The organism is Micromonospora sp. NPDC049891 (assembly GCF_040660295.1).
Taxonomy (GTDB): domain Bacteria; phylum Actinomycetota; class Actinomycetes; order Mycobacteriales; family Micromonosporaceae; genus Micromonospora.
Genome location: NZ_JBFAML010000007.1, coordinates 59,383 through 76,137, shown reverse-complemented (window position 1 = coordinate 76,137; position 16,755 = coordinate 59,383). Strand labels below are relative to the sequence as shown.

Below are 16,755 nucleotides of genomic sequence, written 5' to 3'. Positions count from 1 at the left end.
CGCGTGGCACCGGCTCACCGCGACGGCGGCTGGCCGAGCAGGTCGGTCATGACTTCCCGCAACTGCGGGGTGAGCGCGTGGAGAAAGTTGACGCTGCGGCACGGCTCGTGCCGGATCCAGAACTCGGCCGTCGCGCCGGTGGCGTCAGCGACGGTCAGCGTGTCGAACAGGGTCGGTTCCTCGTAGTCCGGCCAGTCGCCGCAGTTGCTGCGCTCCGCCGATCGGCCGACAGCCTGGTTGAGCACGGCCCGCAACTGGTCCGCGCCCGCGCGCCGCCGCTGCTGTCCGACCAGTTCGCCGGTCTCGCCGCGCACCTTGTACCGGCAGGCGGTGACCTCGATCAGCGGCGTCGGCAGGGCGAGGTACGGATCGCTGTTGTTGAAATCGATCCGGTCCAGTGGCCCGTCCTCCGAGCCTTTCCGCATTCGCTGCACCGGGAACGTGGCCGCGCAGGCGGGGGTGGTGACGGTGGCCGGGTCGGTGGTCGCGACGAGCTGCGCCCGGTACCTGTCGAGGAATGCGCTGAGCACCCCGAAATCCGCCCCTCGGCCGTGGGTGGCGGTGACCGCCACCCGGCAGTTCTCGTCAGTCCAGACCGTGACCGGGTCCCGGTCCGGGTAGCGCAGCACCAGGACCGTCTCCTCGTAGGTTGCCTTCAGCGTGCACCTCATCTGCTCGCCGGCCGGCAACGGCCGGCCCCGTCCGTCCTGCTGGGTCGGTGGCTGGGCGTTGAGCAGCCGGACGATCTCGTCGACGCCGGTGGTGAGCACCCGGGGGCCGATCCGGTCCGCCGGGCGGAGTCCGCCGCCGACCGGCACCTGGCAGCTGGTGACCTCCACGGCCCCGGCCGGCACCAGCGGCTCGTCGTCGCCGTAGCGCACGGACGCCAGGTCGGGCCGGGCGCCGAGGCCGGTCGGGCAGCTGACCTGGCCCTGCGGGCTAGGCGTGGTCACCGGCGTGCCCCGGTCGCCGTCCGGAGCGGCCACCAACGCCGGCAGGCCGATGCCCAGGCCGACAGTGAGTGCGACCGCCGCCGCGGCGCCGCCGGCCACCCGGCGGCGGTGCCGGCGTACCCGGATGCCGACCTCGGCGACCCGGTCCGGCGGTGCGGCCAGCGGTGGTACGGCCCCGGCGAGCAGACCTCGGATGTCCTCGTCGTCGCGGGTCACGGTACGACCTCCCGGTTGGTGAACAGGCTCAGGTCCGGATCGATACGCAGGCTGCGCAGGGCGCGCGACGACTGCACCTTCACCGTGTTCGTCGAACAGCCAAGCACCTGAGCTGTCCGTTCGACGGAAAGGTCCTCGGCGTAGCGCAGCACCACGATCGCCCGCTGCTGTCGGCTGAGCCGGGCCAGCGCCCGGCGGACCGCGTCCCGGTCGGCCGACTCCCGGGCCAGGTCCCCGGGACCGGTGTGGTCCGGCGGTGTGGCGGCCGGGAACTCGGCCCGCCACCGGCGACGCCACCAGGAGACGTAGGTGGTGAACAGCGCCCGACGCAGGTACGCCTCGGGATGCCCGGCCGCGACAACCGCCGGCCAGCGCCGCCACGCCGCGGCCAGCACGGTCTGGAGCAGGTCCTCGGCGCGGCCGGCGTCGCCGGTGAGCAGCCAGGCTGAGCGCAGCAGGGCACCGGACCGGGCCGCCACGAAGTCGGCGAAGCCCTCCGGTGGTGCCGGGTACCTGTCGGTCATGCGTACCTCCCGACAGGTAGACGCGCCGGCCGGGCCGGAAGGTTAACGCCCGTCACCCATGCCTTGACAGCGGTGCCACACTGGTTGCATGGTTAGTTACATGAGTAATGAACCAGCCAACCAGTGTGGCGACTGGGAATGGTGGACGTGATGGAGGACGGCCGGCCGATCTTCCTCCAGATCGCGGAGCTGCTGGAGAACTCGATCCTGGACGGGACGTTCGCCGAGGAGAGCCAGGTGCCCTCGACGAACGAACTGGCCGCCTTTCACCGGATCAACCCCGCGACCGCCGCCAAGGGGGTCAACAAGCTTGTCGACGACGGAACTCTCTACAAGAAGCGAGGAATCGGCATGTTCGTCTCATCCGGCGCCCGAGCGAAGCTCCGCGGCCGGCGCCGCGACGAGTTCGCCCGGCAGTACGTCCGGCCGCTGCTGACCGAGGCGCGCAAGCTCGGCATCGAACCGGCCGAACTCAAGAACATGATCGACACCTGGGAGGAGGGTCGATGAGCGCCGTCGTCACCGTCACCGATCTGACCAAGCGGTACCGAGGGGTCGCCGCCCTGGACGGCGTCAGCTTCTCACTCGCCGAGAATCGGATCCACGGCCTGCTGGGGCGCAACGGGGCCGGCAAGACCACCCTGATGCAGATCCTCACCGCGCAGAACTTCGCCACCAGCGGGGAGGTCGCCGTCTTCGGTCAGCACCCGTACGAGAACGAACAGGTGCTCTCCCGGATCTCCTTCATCAAGGAGAGCCAGACCTACCCGTCGAACCTCCGGGTCGGGCACGTCCTGCGGGCGGCCCGCCTGGTGTACCCGGGCTGGGACGACGAGTTCGCCAAGCGACTTGTCGACGTGTTCCAGCTGCCGCGCGGGCGTAACGTCCGCAAGCTCTCCCGCGGCATGCTCTCCGCGCTCGGCATCGTCGTCGGGCTCGCCTCGCGTGCCCCACTCACCTTCTTCGACGAGCCCTACCTGGGCCTGGACGCCGTGGCCCGGCAGCTCTTCTACGACCAGCTGCTGGCCGACTACACCGAACACCCCCGCACCATCGTGCTGTCGACCCACCTCATCGACGAGGTGAGCGACCTGATCGAACATGTCCTGCTGATCGACCGGGGTCGGGTCCTGCTCGACGTCGAGGCGGAAGCTCTGCGCGGCCAGGTGGTCACCGTCTCCGGCCCGGTCGCGGCGGTCGACGAGTTCGCCCGTGGCGGCACCGAACTGCACCGGGCGTTGCTCGGCGGGACGGCCCGGGCCACCGTACGCGGCGACTTCGGCCCCGCCGCGCACGACCGCGCCCGGTCCCTGGGCCTCGGTCTCGAAGCGTCCTCGCTTCAGGACATCGTCGTCCGCCTGTCCACGTCGCACAACGGGCACGCGGCCGGTGCCGGCAGCGCCGCGGCCAACAAGGAGGCTGTCCGATGAACCGCGCCCTGACCGTCGCCCGGCTGCAGTTCGTCGCCTGGCGCAGCGTGGTCGGCTGGCCGTGGGGGATCCTCGCGCTGAGTTTCCTCATCAACCTGGCGCTGTTCAGCGCGATGAACGAGGCCGACGACTTCGAGCCGACCACCGGCGGGCTGATGAGCATCTACGTCGTGATGTTCGTCGCCAGCGTCAACGCGATCACCCAGGACTTCCCGTTCGCGCTCGGGCTGGGTGTCTCGCGCCGCAGCTTCTACCTCGGCAACGTGCTCCACTTCGCCGGGCAGGCGATCAGCTACGCGGCGGTGCTCTACCTGCTGGCCGTGATCGAGGAGGCCACCGACGGGTGGGGCGTCAACCTGACCTTCTTCGGCATTCCCTTCCTGCTGGTGGACAACCCGGTGCTGCGGTTCCTCGGCTTCGCGATCCCGTTCCTGCTGCTCGGCTTCATCGGCATCGCGATCGCCGTGGTCTTCAAGCGTTGGGGCGTCAACGGCCTGCTGATGCTGAGCACCGTCGCGTTGGCCGGGATCGGTGGGCTCGTCGTGCTCGCCACCTGGCAGGGCTGGTGGTCGGCGATCGGCGGCTGGTTCGCCGACCAGCCGGGGTGGGCGCTGCTGGTCGGCTGGCCGGCGCTGCTGGCCCTCCCGCTCGCCGTCGTCAGCTACCTGATCATCCGGCGCGCGACGCCCTGACCGTGGACCGGCCGGCGCCCGAGGTGGGGCAGCCGCGCGGCGCACCGTGGCACGACGGGGGCGGCCCCTCCCGACCGACTGTCGGGAGGGGCCGCACGGTGCGGTCGGTTCGCAGCGGGTGGGTCAGCGCCAGGTGTCGGTGAGCGTCAGCGACCCGGAGGCGGTGGCGGTACGGTTCGCGCCCGATTCCCACACCACCTGGCCGGCATCGGTGCGTTTGACGTACTTGTAGGAGAACGTGGTGCCGGCGGGCAGGTTCACCGCACCGGTCCAGACCGGGTATCCGGTAGGCGCCAGCCGGATCCCTCGGGCCGGATCCCAGCCGCCGAGGGCGGGCAGATCGCCGACCAGGTACACCTGCTGCCCGTACGTGGTGCTGGCGGTGACCTGGACGGAGACCGCGCCGTCGCCGGGCGGGTTGCTCGCCTGCTGGTTCCAGGTGACGGTGGCGGCGGTGCCACCGGTGCCGGTGCGGTTCGGGTCGTTCTCCCACTGCGTCGTGCCGTTGCCGACCTTCACCAGCTTCCACTCGAACGCGGTGCCGCTCGGAATGTCCACCGCCCCGGTCCAGGTCGGGTAGCTGCCCGACGTGGTGGACAGCCTCACCCCGCTGCTCGGGTTCCAGGAGCCGAGCTGCGGAATCGAACCGACGACGTACACCTCCTGGCCCGGGTCGGTGGAGACGGTAGCGGTGAACCGGGTCGACCCGGTCGGCTGGGACGGGCTCGCGGTCGGCGTCGGCGTTGCGGTCGGGGTGGGGCTCGGCGTGACGCCGTCGAGGCGGGCCTGGACGTGCAGGGCCACCGCCTGGTCGGCGGGGATCGCGGCGGTGAAGCTGCCACCCGCGACGGTCACCGCACCACCGGGGCAGGCTCCGGTCGACCGGTCGTAGGCGCCGCGACCGACGTTGCAGTAGCGGCCGTCCGGCAGCGAGGTGGCGAAGCTGCGGCTCCAGGTGCTGCCGGTGGCGTTGAAGGCGGCGTACCCCCGGTCGCCCCGGCCGAACGCCAGCCGGCCGTTGCCGTCGGTGATGACCGACCCGACGCCGGTGCCGGCGACCGCGTTCCGGAAGCCCGGCATGCCGGCCACCCCCGGGTCGCGGTGCTCGCAGATCCACGCGGCGCTGGCGCAGTCGGTGGCCAGCGTGGTGCCGTTGGAGCTGCTGGGTGGTCCCTGCCCGTGCACCGATCCGTACGCGTAGCTCGACATCAGCTGGGGTCGACCGTAGGGGTGGGCCATCATGAACGTGTCCGCCAGGTAGTAGCGGGCGCCGCTCTTGTAGGTGAGTGTCGGGTTCTCCCGCTGCGTGTCGTGATTGTCGATGAACACGATCGCCTGATGAGCGGTGAGCCCGCCGTAGTTGGGCAGGTTGCCCAACTGGGCGATGTTGCCGTCCCGGAACGCCGAGGACACCGCCCGCTGGTAGTCGAAGTTGGTCACCCCGCCGTACGGGGCGTACGCGGTGTAGGGAATGGTTCCGTCGCCGTACACCTCGTGGAACAGGTCGGGCCGGCCGCCGAAGCCGGGCACGTCCCGCAGCCGGCTGATGATGTCGGCCAGGTGTGCCTCCTGCACGTGCTTGGCGGCGTCCACCCGGAAACCGGCCACCCCGAGGTCGATCACCGCGTTCATGTACTTGGCGATCTTCCGCCGTACCTCGGGGTCGGCGGTGTTCAGGTCGGCCAGGTCGAGCAGCTCGCAGTCCTGGACCTCCTGCTTGTTGCCCCAGTTGCTGATCCGCCGGTAGCAGGGCGCGAAGTCGGCGTAGCCGTAGCTGTCGCCGGAGCCGTCGTTGAACAGGTTCGGGTAGCTGTACTTGCTGTAGACAGTGCCCGCGCTGCCGGGGCCGCTGCCGGCCGAGCCGGTGCCGCTCATGTGGTTGAGCACCATGTCCACGTAGATCTTCACGCCCTGGGCGCGGCAGCGCTGGACCATGTCGACGAACTCGGCCCGGGTGCCGCGTCGGGTCTGATCGAGCCGGTACGACACCGGTTGGTAGTCCTGCCACCACGGATAGGTGGCGCCTTCGGCACTGGGCAGCACCACGTGTTCCTGCGGCGGGGAGACCTGCACGCCACCCCAGCCGTCGGGGCCGAGGGTGGACTCGCACTCGTCGGCGACGGAGGTCCACCGCCACTGGAACAGGTGGACGATCGCGTCGCCGTTGGCACGTACGTCGGCCGCGCTGGCGGGCCCGGTGCCGGCGGTGACGGTGGTGAGACCGGCCGCGACAAGTATCGCGGCCAGGGCCGCGGGGATCGCGGCGCGGGGACGGGGGATACGCACGGTGCCCTCCTCGGGGACGGTCAGGCAGACGTCGGCGACAGTCAAGATTCCTGCAAGTTGTGCAAGAAGTTGCGGTGGTTGCGTGACCGTAACAGTGGCATCGATAGTTGGGAACCTATCTTTCACAACACGGTGCAACGGGGAGAAGGCTCTTGTGGCTGCCTGCAATATCTGCAAAGATTTCCGACCCTGATTCCGGAAACGACCGGCGAGCGTCGCCGAGCGCCACAGCCGGCGGCTTTCTATGCTCGACCCATGGAACTGCGGATCTTCACCGAACCCCAGCAGGGTGCCAGCTACGACGACCTGCTGGCCGTGGCCCGACGTGCCGAGGAGACCGGCTTCGGCGCCTTCTTCCGTTCGGACCACTACCTGAAAATGGGATCGGTGAGCGGCGAGCCCGGCCCCACCGACGCCTGGACCACCCTTGCCGGACTCGCCCGGGACACCCGGTCCATCCGGCTCGGCACGCTGATGAGCGCCGCGACGTTCCGGCTGCCCGGCCCTCTCGCGATCACCGTCGCCCAGGTCGACCAGATGAGCGGCGGACGGGTCGAACTGGGCATCGGCACCGGCTGGTACGACGCCGAGCATCAGGCGTACGGAATTCCGTTCCCGCCGCTGGGGGAGCGGTTCGATCGGCTGGACGAGCAGCTGGCGGTGATCACCGGTCTGTGGCGTACCCCGTCGGGCGGGACGTTCGACTTCACCGGCCGGCACTACCAGGTCAGCGACTCACCCGCGCTGCCCAAGCCGGTACAGCGCCCGCACCCGCCGATCCTGCTCGGTGGCAAGGGCGCGAAGCGTACCCCGCAGCTCGCCGCCCGCTACGCCGACGAATTCAACCTGCCGTTCGTCTCGATCGACGAGACGGTGGCCCAGTTCGAGCGGGTCCGCGCCGCCTGCGCCGACATCGGTCGGGATCCGGCCCAGCTGACCTGGTCCAACGCGCTGGTGCTCTGCTGCGGCAAGGATGACGCCGAGGTGGCGCGGCGGGCCGCGGCTATCGGTCGCGAACCGGACGAGCTGCGCGCCAACGGCCTCGCCGGTACGCCCGCCGAGGTCATCGAGACCATCGGCCGGTACGCCGAGGTCGGCAGCCAGCGCCTCTACCTTCAGGTGCTCGACCTGACCGACCTGGACCACCTCGACCTGGTCGCCAGCGAGGTGATGCGCCAGCTCTGACCGGCCGACGAGGTCCGGCGTGACGCGGACACCGTGGCGCGACGCGGACACCTGTGGTGGGGCGCGGGCGGCTCCGTCTGTCGCGGGCTGCTCCGATTGGCAAACCGGGGTATCAGCGGCCCCGGAGACACCGGCATGCCGCAATCGGAGTCGATCTCAGACCCGGTGTTCGTCGCGCAGCACCGTGTCGAGCTGGCCGTCCCGGTCGCGGTCGAGGTATGTGACGTCCGGTAGCCCGTCGCCGTCGAGGTCGAACTGCACCACGTCGGCCACGCCGTCGCCGTCGAAGTCCGTGACCACCTGGACCGAACCGTCCATGTGCCGGGTCACGATCGACCGGGCACCGGCCTCGACCCGGGGCGGTGGTCCGGGGGTGGGCGGCGGTGCCGGCACCGGTTCCGGGGTGGGGCTGGGCTGCGGATCCGGCTGGCTCGCCCACGGCCCGGCATCGGACCAGGTGGCGGTGGAAGCGTCGACGATGCCGGTGGGACCGCTGGCGGGATAGACGCCGCTGCCGGCCGGGTCGATCTCCTCCTCGGAGGGGTACACGTCGCCGCGAGGGGCGGGATCACGGTAGCTGCTCATCGGCGTAGGGTTCCCCGACGAAGCCGGCGGTAACCGCCGGCACGGAGAGGGGGTCGGGAGTGTCGACGCACCGCAACTGGGCCGGCAACGTGGAGTACGCAGCCCGGGCGTACCACCGGCCGTCGTCGGTCGACGAGCTGCGTGAGCTGGTCGCCGGCAGCGACCGGATCCGGGCGGTGGGCAGCGGACACTCGTTCAACCGACTCGGCGACACCACCGGCGACCTGGTCACGCTGGCCGGGCTGCCGGACACCGTGCGACTCGACGAACAGCGGCGGGTGGTGGACGTGCCGGCCGCGCTGCGCTACGGCGACCTGGCCACCTGGCTGCACGAACGGGGGTACGCGCTGGCCAACCTCGCCTCGCTGCCGCACATCTCGGTGGCCGGTGCGGTCGCCACCGGTACCCACGGCTCCGGCGAGACCGTCGGCAACCTCGCCATCGCCGTCGCCGGCCTGGAACTGGTCACCGCCGCCGGTGACCTGCTCACCGTGGACCGCACCACCCCCGACTTCGCCGGCATGGTGGTCTCCCTGGGCGCGCTGGGCATCGTCACCCGGCTCACCCTGGACGTGGTGCCGACCTTCGAGGTACGCCAGTACGTCCGTCTCGACCTGCCCCGCGAGGCGCTGGACGAGGCGCTCGCCTCGGCGTACAGCGTCAGTGTCTTCACCGACTGGCGCTCCACCCGCGGCACCCAGGTCTGGCGCAAGCAGCTCGCGGACCAGCCCGCGCCCCCGGCGGACTGGCTCGGCACCACGGCGGCCGACCGGCCGTGGCATCCGGTGCCCGGCATGCCGGTGGTCAACTGCACCGAGCAGCTCGGCGTGCCCGGCCCCTGGCACGAGCGGCTGCCGCACTTCCGGCTCGGCTTCACCCCCAGCAACGGCGACGAGTTGCAGTCCGAGTACCACCTGCCCCGCGCGGCGGCCGCCGACGCGCTCGCCGCGCTGGACGAGGTGGCGCACCTGATCGCCCCGGTGACGCAGACCAGCGAGCTGCGCACCATCGCCGCCGACGAGCTGTGGCTCAGCCCGCAGTCCGACCGCGACAGCCTCGCGGTGCACTTCACCTGGATCGCCGACCCGACTGCGGTACTGCCTGTCGTCGCCGAGGTCGAGCGGGCACTGGCCCCCTTCGCTCCCCGGCCGCACTGGGGCAAGGTCTTCACGATGCCGACCGGGACGATCGCCGCCAGCTACCCCCGCTGGGCCGAGTTCGCCGCGCTTGTGGCCCGCCTCGACCCCGAGGGCAGGTTCCGCACCGAGGAACTCGACCACCTGTTCCCCCGCTGACGAGGGCCCGGCGGACCGACGCGGCGCCGGCTGCGAGAGTGGAGCGGGGCTACCTCGGCATCGCCGCGAGGGAACCTAGCGGCCGGTGGTGAGCTGGTCGCGCATGCTGCTGCGCTGCACGGCGCGGCTGATGTCGCTGGGGGAGACGATGCCGACCAGGCGACCGTCGGTGACCACCAGCGCCCGGCCGTCGGCACAGTCGCTGAGCCGGGGCAGCAGTTCGGTCAGCGGCTCGTCGGGGGAGGCGAGCACCAAATCGTCGGCGCGGCAGGCCACCGCCGCCAGGGTGGTGCTGCCCCGCTCGTCGGACGGCACGCCACGTACCCGGTCGAGGGTGACCAGCCCGACCGGCCGACCGTCCTCGATCAGCGGCAGCGCCGTGTGCCGGTACGCGAAGAGGTAGTTGTCCACGAAGTCGGCCACCGTCAGCTCACCCGAGGCGGTCTGCGGCTGCGGGGTCATCACGTCGGCGACCCGGATGCCGCGCAGCGCGTCACCGACCCGGGCCTGACGCTCCTCCATGGTGGCCGCGCCGATCAGGAACCAGCCGATAAGCGCCAGCCACAGCCCGCCGACGCCGGCACCGGTGAGGAACCGCCACAGCCCGAACCCGATGAGCGCCAGGCCGAGGATCCAGCCGGCCCGGGCCGCCACCACCGTGGCGCGGGTCCGGTCCCCGGTGGCCTTCCACACCGCCGCCCGCAGCAGCCGCCCGCCGTCCAGCGGTGCCGCCGGCAGGATGTTGAACACGGCCAGCAGCAGGTTGATGCCGCCGAGCCAGGCCATCACGCCCAGCAGCAACCCCTGCACCCCGGCCAGGGCGAGCAGCGTCGCGATCGCCCCGAAGAAGGCGCCGATGATCAGACTTACCAGCGGCCCGACCCCGGAGATGCGCAGCTCGGCACCGGGCGAGCGGGCCTCGCCCCGCAGCTCGGCGACCCCGCCGAAGAGCCACAGGGTGATCCCCTGCACGCCCAGGCCGTTGCGCTTGGCCACCACCGCGTGGGACACCTCGTGGGCGAGCAGGCCGAGGAAGAAGACCACCGCAGCGGTCAGCCCGGCCAGCAGGTACGCCACCACCGACCGGCCCGGGTACGACTGCGGGAACAGGTTGGCCGACAGCCCCCACCAGATCAGCGCGAAGATGACCAGGACACTCCAGTTGACCCCGACCGGTACGCCCACGATCCGGCCGAGCCGGAAACTCGCCCTCATGTCTCGGTCATACCCCGGCAGCCCGTTCCCATGCCAGGGCCGAACGTCACCGAACGGCGCAGCCCCACCCGCCTGTCGTCAATCCGGCTGTCGCTCGCGTACCGCTGTCGTACCCGCCGTTGCTTCAATGGCGGGGTGGGAATCGAGGCCGTTGACGCGATGGCCGACCACGCCGATGAGCTGGCGCGGTCCGAGCCGTCCTCCGCGCGGGCGGTGGGCGCGGCGCGCGACGCCGTCACGGCCGCGCAGGCGCTCGCCGCCGACGGCGTGCCCGGCGGGCGGCTCCGTCTGGCCCGGTCCCTGTGGCGGCTGACGGCGGCGAACTCCGGCAACCCCCAGACCGCGCAGGAGTACGCCTTGCGCTGGTGGGTGGTGTGCCGCTCACTGCTGGAGCGACCCGACCCCGCCGAGGACCAGAACCGGGTCGTGGCACGGATCGCGTACTGGCTGGGTGTCGTCATTCCGGTGCTGATGACGACCCACCGGACGGCGGAAGCCGCGGAGGTGATGGAGCGGGTCGCCGACGCGGCTGACCGGGCCACCGGCCCGCACGGTGAGCACGCGAGCGCTCGACTGGAGGTCTTCCTCTTCACGGCCAGCGCCGACGACTTCGCCCGAGCCGTGATCGCGGGACGGCGTGCGGAAGTCGCCGGCGACCTCGATCAGATGATCCACCGGGCGACCCGGACGGTCGCGGTTTTCGAGCGGCACGCCGCCGACGGCGTCTTCGAGGCCAGCGAGTTGGCCCAGGTCCTGCGGATCATCAGCCGACTGGTGACGGTCGCCGGCGACCTGCGATTGGCTGCCCACCTGCTCGACCGGGCGGAGGCGGTCTCCGCCGCGCTCGCACACCACGGCCCGGCCTTCCGCGCTCACGCCGACGGCATTCGCCGGGAACGCGACGGCCTCACTTCTCACGTACCGCGCCCCCGCCACTGAGCGCCAGTCGCGATGTCGACAGCAGCCGGGTCGGGTGGCGCGTCGAGGTTCAGCGATAGTTCGAGGGTGGCGATCTCGACCGATGACAGCTGTGACCCGTACCTCTGGCTGGAGGACCTGGACGGCCCGGAGGCCGCGACGTGGGTCCGTGACCGCAACGCCGAGACCGTCGCCGCGCTCACCGGCGGCCCCGCGTTCGTCGCCCGCCAGGCCGAGATCCGGCAGGTGCTCGACGCGGACGACCGCATCCCGTACCCGGGCTGGCGTGGCGACGGCTTCTACTACGACCTCTGGCGGGACGCCGCACATCCACGCGGGCTGTGGCGGCGTACGACGCTCGACCAGTACCGCCGATCCGAGCCGGAGTGGGACGTCCTGCTCGACCTGGATGCGCTGGCCGAGCGGGAGGGCGAGAACTGGGTGTGGGGTGGCGTGGCGACGCTGCCGCCGCAGCACCGGCGCTGCCTGGTCAGCCTGTCCCGAGGCGGTGCGGACGCGGTGGTGGTACGCGAGTACGACCTGGCCGACCGGACCTTCGTCGACGGCGGCTTCACCGTCGCCGAAGCCAAGACCGACGTCTGCTGGATCGACGCCGACCACATCTGGATCGGCACCGACGTCGGACCGGGCTCGCTCACCGACTCCGGCTACCCACGAGTCGTGCTGCGCTGGCGGCGGGGCACCCCGCTGACCGACGCCGAGGTCGTCTTCGAGGCGTCCACCGTGGACGTCGGGGCGTACGGATGGCGGGACTCCACGCCCGGCTTCGAGCGTGACTTCGTCAGCCGCAGCCTCGACTTCTACCGCTCCGAGAGCTTCCTGCTGACCGGCGCGGGGCAGCGGGTCCGGATCCCGGTGCCCGAGGACGCGGAGTGGGGGGTGTGCCGGGAGTGGTTGCTGGTCCAGCCGCGTACGCCCTGGCCGGTCGGTGACCTGACCCACCCGGCGGGGGCCCTGCTGGCGATCCGGTTCGACGACTTCCTCGCCGGCTCGCGGGACCTCGATGTGCTGTTCCGACCCGACGAGCACACGTCACTCGGCGGCTCCGCCTGGACTCGCAATCACCTGATCCTGACCACCCTCACCGACGTACGCAGCCGGCTGGAGGTGCTGACCCCGGGTGAGCACGGCTGGCGGCGCGCGCCCCTGCCCGGGGTGCCGGCGGACGAGCAGGGGTGCCTCGTCGAGACCGACCCGGAGCGGGACGACGCCTACCTGGTCGCCTCGGAGGGTTTCCTCCAACCGGCCACGCTGCGACTCGGGCAGGTCGGCGGCGGCGTCGAGACGCTCAAGCGGGCACCGGCGTTCTTCGACCCGGGCCGCCTGGCGGTACGCCAGTTCTTCGCCACCTCCGCCGACGGCACCCGGGTGCCGTACTTCGTGGTCGGGGATCCGGCCGCGCCCGCCGGGCCGACGCTGCTGCACGGGTACGGCGGCTTCGAGGTCTCCCTGACCCCCGGCTACGACGGGATCGTCGGCCGGGGTTGGCTGGCCCGTGGCGGCACCTACGTGGTGGCGAACATCCGGGGCGGCGGCGAGTACGGCCCGCGGTGGCACCGGGCCGCGCTGCGCGAGCACCGACCGAAGGCGTACGCGGACTTCGCGGCCGTGGCGAGCGACCTGGTGAGCCGGGGCATCACCACGCCGGCCATGCTGGGTGTCGAGGGCGGCAGCAACGGTGGCCTGCTGATGGGGGCGATGCTGACCCGCTATCCGTCGCTCGTCGGCGCCGTCGTCGCCAACGTCCCACTGCTGGACATGCGCCGCTACCACCGGCTGCTGGCCGGCGCCTCGTGGATCGCCGAGTACGGCGACCCGGACGTTCCGGAGGACTGGGCCTACCTGCGGGAGTACTCGCCGTACCACAACGTGCGGCGCGAGGTGCGGTACCCGCCGGTCCTGTTCGTCACCTCCACCCGCGACGACCGGGTCCACCCCGGGCACGCCCGCAAGATGACCGCCCGGCTGCGCGAGCACGGCCACGACGTGTCGTACTACGAGAACGTGGAGGGTGGGCACGGCGCGGCGGCCAACAACGAGCAGCGCGCCTTCATCGAGGCCATGTCACTGGAGTTCCTCTGGCGAAAACTCGGATCTTCGCAGATGGTCCCGCCGCGCCAGAGCATCCGATCGGACGATCGAGCGCCGGTAGCCGGCCAGTAAGCCCCACCGTCAACGCCGCCACGCGGGGGCGTCAGGACGGCTGGTCTGGCGAGACGGCGTCATGCTCCCGTGTCGCGAGCGGGCGGTCAGGTAGCAGCAGCAGAATGGCCAGCGCCAGGTTGCCGCCGAGCGCGATCACGTTGCCGATCTGGTCTGCTGGCGGGTAGATCCGCAAATGCAGGGAGTGCCAGAGGAAGTGCACCGCGGTGAAGATCAGCCAGGCACCGCCGGCCATCTGCAGCGCGGACGGCGTCGGTCGCCGCCAGGCCATCACGCTGAGCACGAGCAACGCCAGGTAGAGGGCACCGACGTCGCGGGTCAGGTGCTCGTTGTACGGCCCGAGTGCGGAAACCCAGTTGCGCCCGGGCCAGGGAAAATCGGTGTAGAACGACTGGGGATATGCAGCCGCCCACACGCCGACGACCGCAGCCGTCACGGCGAGCAGCCCGACGATCGCACGCTTGCTCTTGATGTTCACACCTGCACGACGAGCCGGACCGCCACTTCGTGACGAACGCCGAAGTGCAACGAGTCACCACTACCAGCCAGCGGATGATGGGGACGGCTGGCCTCCGACGTGGACTCAGGCGGTCGGGGGCGGGTCGGGCAACTCGTCGACCACCACCACCGGGGTGCCGGGGCGCACCTTCTCCAGCAGCAGGCGCTGGCCGCTGGCGGTCAACCGGATGCAGCCGTTCGTGGTCTGCTGGCCCAGCTCACCGTCGTGGTACCAGGTGTGAATGCCGATGTGGGCGCCGCGCAGCCCGGCCGGCACCGAGTCCAGGTCGTCGGGGATCGAGCCGAGGGCGTAGATGTCCACCCCGCCGTAGACCGACTCCGGTGGTGGCGTGCGGCCCAGGACGAAGGTGCGACCGAGTGGGGTTTCCTGCCCGCGTTGGCCGAGGCTGACCTGCCAGGATTCTTTGGCGGTGCCGTCGCGGTACCAGGTGAGCCGGAAGGGTGCCCGTTCGACCACGATCTGGTCGCGGAGCGCGACGGTGCGGAAGCCGCCCGGTGGTAGCCAGGCCAGTTTGCGGTTGGCCGAGGGGAGCAGCACCGCTGTCCAGCCGGACTCGCGGCGGGCGATCGGCACGGTCAGCTCCACCTCGCTGATGGTCGGCATCAGGAACGCCAGCGGGCGGCCACCGGGCGCGTCGTACGCGGCGAGCTTGCGGGTCGGGTGCAGGCCCTGGGTCAGCGGTGTGGTGTCCAGGGTGTCCGGGTCGTCGGGAAAGCCGGCGGGGGCCGGGTCGTAGTCGATCACCGGGAGCCCGTCCGGTGCCGGTGCGGCGAGCAGCACCCGCTCGGCGTCGGACGACGGGGGCACCTCCGCGGTCGGCAGCACCGCCCCGGCGGTGGGCCCGGCGACCGGCGTTGTCGCGGGTGCCGGTGTCAGCGCCCATCCGGTGTACGCGGCCCCACCCATCAGCACCGCCAAGCCGGCCCCGAGAGCGACTCCCCGCCGCCCTCGCGACCCCAAAACTCCCAAAACCCCCACCCGCCCACCGTACCCCCCAAGCCCCCCGAAACTCCCCAAACCCCAGATCACACACTCCTCCAACCCCGCCCCCCACCCCCCCGGGCCCCCGCCCCCCCCGCCGGCCCCCGTTGATCAAGAAGTTTGCGTCGGGATTGAGGCCCGAGGCGACCAAAACTTCTTGATCAACGCGGCGGGGGTGGGGGTGGGGTGGGGGTGGGGTGGGGTGGGGTGGGGTGGGTTAGGGGAGGCGGGCGTTTAGGTGGAGGGCTATGGCGTCGTGGGCGGGGATGTTTGCGGCGAACCAGCCGTTGGCGTCGACGGTGATGACCGGGCCGGAGCAGGTGCCGTTGGTGAAGGTGCCGTGGATGACGTCGCAGTAGCGGCCGGCCGGGAGCCCGGTGTAGTAGGAGCGACCGTTGATCGCGGAGCCCTCGTCGTTGATGGTGATGAAGCCCCGGCCGGTCCGGCTGAAGGCGATGTGGTTGTTGCCGTTGTCGTACCAGTTGCTGACCCCGGCGCCCTCGGTGGCGTTGCGGAAGCCGACCATGTTCGCGATCACCGGCCAGCGGTGCTCGCACTCCCAGCCGGAGTAGCAGACCGCGTTGAGCGTCTTGTTGCTGCCGTCCGAGGGCGGGTCGGCGTCGCGGCTGCTGAAGGTGTAGCTCGACATCACCGTCGGGGAACCGTACGGCCAGGCCAGCATGAACGCGTTCGCCAGGGCGTAGATGCCCCGGTCGCGGTAGGTCAGCACCCCGCCGTCGTCGCGCTGGGTGTCGTGGTTGTCCACGAAGACCGAGGACACGCTGCTGGGCAGGTGGCCCCAGCCCTCGCCGAAGTTACGCAGATACGCGAGCCGCTCGGAGCGGAACACCCGGGCCAGGTCCTTGCCGTAGCGGAACTCGTGCACGTCACCGTTGCCGGTGTACTCGTTCGGCGTGATCGGCTCGCCCGCGCCGTAGATGACCTCCTGCACGATGTACGCCGACCGGTTGAGCCGGCTGCGGATGTTGGCGATGTCAGCCGCCGGCATGTGCTTGCTGGCGTCCAGCCGGAAGCCGTCCACGCCGAGCGACAGCAGGTCGTTGAGGTGCGCGGCCAGTCGGGAGCGGACGTAGTCGGACTCCGTCTTCAGGTCGGAGAGGTTCACCAGTTCGCAGTTCTGCACTTCGTAACGGTCGTTGTAGTTGACGATGTCGTTGTTGCCGTTGCGGCCGCAGTAGTGGAAGTCCTGCGCCTGGTAGATGCCCGGGTAGACATGGTGCTGGTAGGTCGAGCCGGCCCATCCGGTGCCGCCGTTGTCCTGGCCGGACATGTGGTTGATGACCGCGTCGACGATCACCTTCACGCCGGCCGCGTGGCAGGTGTCGACCATGGTCTTGAACTGTGCGCGGGTGCCCTTGCGGGATTCGATCCGGTAGCTGACCGGCTGGTAGGCCACCCACCACTGGTTGCCGCGTACGTGCTCCTGCGGTGGGGACACCTGGACGAAGCCGTAGCCCTTCGGGCCGAGCGTGCTGCTGCACTCGCTGGCGACCGAGGGCCAGTTCCACTCGAAGAGGTTGGCGATGACCTTCTTGCCGCCACTCGGGGCGGCGACGGCCGGGGGTGCGGTCACCACGCCGGGGGCGAGGAGGCCGGCGATCACGGCGAGGGCGACGATCGCCGGGCGGAGTCGACGTCGATGCATCGGGTGCTCCAGGGGTGCCGGGGGACGGGGGAGGCGGTGCGGTTGCCCGGATCTTGCAATCAGGGCTGAAAATTTCGGAAAGGTTACAAGCTCATTTCAATGCCT

General features: G+C 71.1%; 15 protein-coding genes. 7 read left to right on the top strand and 8 right to left on the bottom strand.

Annotation, left to right across the window (positions count from 1 at the left end):
- Positions 1 to 14: 14 nt before the first annotated feature.
- Together AB0I71_RS11625 and AB0I71_RS11620 are read right to left on the bottom strand one after the other, a co-directional pair.
- Positions 15 to 1,169 carry a hypothetical protein gene (locus AB0I71_RS11625; RefSeq protein WP_357583499.1) on the bottom strand — a complete coding sequence of 385 codons (1,155 nt, stop codon included), beginning with the start codon at positions 1,167 to 1,169 and terminating at the stop codon, positions 15 to 17.
- Positions 1,166 to 1,693, bottom strand: coding sequence for a SigE family RNA polymerase sigma factor (locus tag AB0I71_RS11620; RefSeq protein ID WP_357583497.1), 528 nt, complete (start codon positions 1,691 to 1,693; stop codon positions 1,166 to 1,168). Before AB0I71_RS11620 ends, AB0I71_RS11625 begins: the two co-directional genes overlap by 4 nt.
- A gap of 150 nt (positions 1,694 to 1,843) precedes the next feature.
- On the opposite strand from AB0I71_RS11620, the gene AB0I71_RS11615 reads away from it, so the two are divergent.
- The 3 genes from AB0I71_RS11615 to AB0I71_RS11605 are packed head-to-tail and all read left to right on the top strand — an operon-like array spanning position 1,844 to position 3,815.
- Positions 1,844 to 2,203, top strand: a complete 360-nt coding sequence (locus tag AB0I71_RS11615; RefSeq protein WP_357583495.1) for a GntR family transcriptional regulator — start codon at positions 1,844 to 1,846, stop codon at positions 2,201 to 2,203.
- The gene (locus tag AB0I71_RS11610; RefSeq protein WP_357583493.1) at positions 2,200 to 3,123 is read left to right on the top strand and encodes an ABC transporter ATP-binding protein; all 924 of its coding nucleotides are present in this window, start codon (positions 2,200 to 2,202) and stop codon (positions 3,121 to 3,123) included. Before AB0I71_RS11615 ends, AB0I71_RS11610 begins: the two co-directional genes overlap by 4 nt.
- Positions 3,120 to 3,815, top strand: coding sequence for an ABC transporter permease (locus tag AB0I71_RS11605; protein ID WP_357583491.1), 696 nt, complete (start codon positions 3,120 to 3,122; stop codon positions 3,813 to 3,815). The genes AB0I71_RS11610 and AB0I71_RS11605 overlap by 4 nt, the downstream gene beginning before the upstream one ends.
- A 123-nt stretch (positions 3,816 to 3,938) precedes the next feature.
- Here the strand turns inward: AB0I71_RS11605 and AB0I71_RS11600 are convergent, their stop codons facing one another.
- Positions 3,939 to 6,101, bottom strand: a complete 2,163-nt coding sequence (locus AB0I71_RS11600; RefSeq protein WP_357583489.1) for a carbohydrate-binding module family 20 domain-containing protein — start codon at positions 6,099 to 6,101, stop codon at positions 3,939 to 3,941.
- A 255-nt stretch (positions 6,102 to 6,356) separates the two neighbouring features.
- Between AB0I71_RS11600 and AB0I71_RS11595 the strand changes: the two genes are divergently transcribed.
- The gene (locus tag AB0I71_RS11595) at positions 6,357 to 7,286 is read left to right on the top strand and encodes an LLM class F420-dependent oxidoreductase (RefSeq protein WP_357583487.1); all 930 of its coding nucleotides are present in this window, start codon (positions 6,357 to 6,359) and stop codon (positions 7,284 to 7,286) included.
- 156 nt (positions 7,287 to 7,442) lie between these two features.
- Here AB0I71_RS11595 and AB0I71_RS11590 read toward each other — a convergent pair whose 3' ends face one another.
- Positions 7,443 to 7,871: a hypothetical protein gene (locus AB0I71_RS11590; RefSeq protein ID WP_357583485.1), complete on the bottom strand. Its 429-nt coding sequence runs from the start codon at positions 7,869 to 7,871 to the stop codon at positions 7,443 to 7,445.
- A 59-nt stretch (positions 7,872 to 7,930) separates the two neighbouring features.
- Here AB0I71_RS11590 and AB0I71_RS11585 point away from each other — a divergent pair, with 59 nt between their 5' ends.
- On the top strand, positions 7,931 to 9,166 hold the full coding sequence (locus AB0I71_RS11585; RefSeq protein ID WP_357583483.1) for a D-arabinono-1,4-lactone oxidase: 1,236 nt from the start codon (positions 7,931 to 7,933) through the stop codon (positions 9,164 to 9,166).
- A 75-nt stretch (positions 9,167 to 9,241) separates the two neighbouring features.
- Here the strand turns inward: AB0I71_RS11585 and AB0I71_RS11580 are convergent, their stop codons facing one another.
- Positions 9,242 to 10,381: a site-2 protease family protein gene (locus AB0I71_RS11580; RefSeq protein ID WP_357583481.1), complete on the bottom strand. Its 1,140-nt coding sequence runs from the start codon at positions 10,379 to 10,381 to the stop codon at positions 9,242 to 9,244.
- Between the two features lie 135 nt (positions 10,382 to 10,516).
- Here AB0I71_RS11580 and AB0I71_RS11575 point away from each other — a divergent pair, with 135 nt between their 5' ends.
- Complete coding sequence (locus AB0I71_RS11575) at positions 10,517 to 11,320, top strand: hypothetical protein (RefSeq protein WP_357583479.1); 804 nt, start codon at positions 10,517 to 10,519, stop codon at positions 11,318 to 11,320.
- A 66-nt stretch (positions 11,321 to 11,386) separates the two neighbouring features.
- The gene (locus tag AB0I71_RS11570) at positions 11,387 to 13,483 is read left to right on the top strand and encodes a prolyl oligopeptidase family serine peptidase (RefSeq protein ID WP_357583477.1); all 2,097 of its coding nucleotides are present in this window, start codon (positions 11,387 to 11,389) and stop codon (positions 13,481 to 13,483) included.
- Positions 13,484 to 13,514: 31 nt separating this feature from the next.
- On the opposite strand, the gene AB0I71_RS11565 is transcribed toward AB0I71_RS11570, so the two are convergent.
- The 3 genes from AB0I71_RS11565 to AB0I71_RS11555 form a co-directional block, all read right to left on the bottom strand.
- Complete coding sequence (locus AB0I71_RS11565) at positions 13,515 to 13,961, bottom strand: hypothetical protein (RefSeq protein ID WP_357583475.1); 447 nt, start codon at positions 13,959 to 13,961, stop codon at positions 13,515 to 13,517.
- A gap of 105 nt (positions 13,962 to 14,066) precedes the next feature.
- Entirely contained in the window at positions 14,067 to 14,915 is an 849-nt protein-coding gene (locus tag AB0I71_RS11560) for a L,D-transpeptidase (protein ID WP_357583825.1), read from the bottom strand.
- 286 nt (positions 14,916 to 15,201) lie between these two features.
- Entirely contained in the window at positions 15,202 to 16,650 is a 1,449-nt protein-coding gene (locus tag AB0I71_RS11555) for an alpha-amylase family protein (RefSeq protein ID WP_357583473.1), read from the bottom strand.
- Positions 16,651 to 16,755: the final 105 nt, after the last annotated feature.

Bases quoted from the DNA above. Each gene is read 5' to 3' on its own strand.
- AB0I71_RS11615 (WP_357583495.1), top strand. From the start codon at position 1,844: ATGGAGGACGGCCGGCCGATCTTCCTCCAGATCGCGGAGCTGCTGGAG.
- AB0I71_RS11590 (WP_357583485.1), bottom strand. From the start codon at position 7,871: ATGAGCAGCTACCGTGATCCCGCCCCTCGCGGCGACGTGTACCCCTCC.
- AB0I71_RS11620 (WP_357583497.1), bottom strand. From the start codon at position 1,693: ATGACCGACAGGTACCCGGCACCACCGGAGGGCTTCGCCGACTTCGTG.
- AB0I71_RS11580 (WP_357583481.1), bottom strand. From the start codon at position 10,381: ATGAGGGCGAGTTTCCGGCTCGGCCGGATCGTGGGCGTACCGGTCGGG.
- AB0I71_RS11605 (WP_357583491.1), top strand. From the start codon at position 3,120: ATGAACCGCGCCCTGACCGTCGCCCGGCTGCAGTTCGTCGCCTGGCGC.
- AB0I71_RS11610 (WP_357583493.1), top strand. From the start codon at position 2,200: ATGAGCGCCGTCGTCACCGTCACCGATCTGACCAAGCGGTACCGAGGG.
- AB0I71_RS11555 (WP_357583473.1), bottom strand. From the start codon at position 16,650: ATGCATCGACGTCGACTCCGCCCGGCGATCGTCGCCCTCGCCGTGATC.
- AB0I71_RS11595 (WP_357583487.1), top strand. From the start codon at position 6,357: ATGGAACTGCGGATCTTCACCGAACCCCAGCAGGGTGCCAGCTACGAC.